Below are 946 nucleotides of genomic sequence, written 5' to 3'. Positions count from 1 at the left end.
CGAAGGTGATGACCGTTACCTTGAGTACACGATCAGCCTCAGTGAGCCTGTGAGTGAAGATGTCGTGCTTAACCTATCAACGGGTGGCACTGCGACTTCTGACGTAGACTACGATGCCACATACCTTGTTGCTGATGGCAATGGTGGCTACCGTGAAATTACGGCTGATGAATTGAAGATCGCCGCAGGGGAAACGGAGCTCAAAATTTACCTTCAAGTAAAAGACGATGCGGTGACTGAGAGCGCTGAAAGTGTTGAACTGACTGCATCGACGACCAGCGGTAAAGTCACTGGCACCAAAACAGACAGCGCGACAGCAAATATCCTTGATGACCAAGCAAATGGTGTCGATAAAGACGCAACCGCAGAGCTGACCGTGAGTACTGGAGGCGATGTCACCGAAGGTGATGACACTTACCTTGAGTACACGATCAGCCTCAGTGAGCCAGTGAGTGAAGATGTCGTACTTAACCTATCAACGGGTGGTACAGCGACTTCTGATGTTGACTTCGACGCGACGTACCTTGTTGCTGACGGTAATGGTGGCTACCGTGAAATCACGGCTGATGAATTGAAGATCGCGGCTGGAGAAACTGAGTTCAAAGTTTACCTTCAAGTAAAAGACGATGCGGTAACGGAGAACTCTGAAAGCGTTGAGCTGACTGCATCGACGACCAGCGGTAAAGTCACCGGCACCAAGTCTGACAGTGCGACAGCGAACATCCTTGATGACCAAGCAAACGGTGTCGATAAAGACGCAACCGCAGAGCTGACCGTGAGTACTGGAGGCGATGTCACCGAAGGTGATGACAGTTACCTTGAGTACACGATCAGCCTTAGTGAGCCAGTGAGTGAAGATGTCGTACTGAACCTATCGACTGATGGTACCGCGACTTCTGATGTTGACTACGACGCTAAGTACCTTGTTGCTGATGGCAATGGTGGC

General features: G+C 50.5%; 1 protein-coding gene. It reads left to right on the top strand.

Annotation, left to right across the window (positions count from 1 at the left end; translation table 11 throughout):
• A partial coding sequence (locus VCHENC03_RS27935) for a Calx-beta domain-containing protein (RefSeq protein ID WP_009704428.1) occupies nt 1-946 on the top strand: 946 nt, incomplete at both ends.

It is taken from the genome of Vibrio sp. HENC-03, assembly GCF_000305755.2.
In the GTDB taxonomy this organism is placed as follows: Bacteria; Pseudomonadota; Gammaproteobacteria; order Enterobacterales; family Vibrionaceae; genus Vibrio; species Vibrio owensii.
The sequence above is the reverse complement of the archived record's forward strand: the minus strand, read 5'-3'. Positions and strand labels throughout refer to the sequence as shown.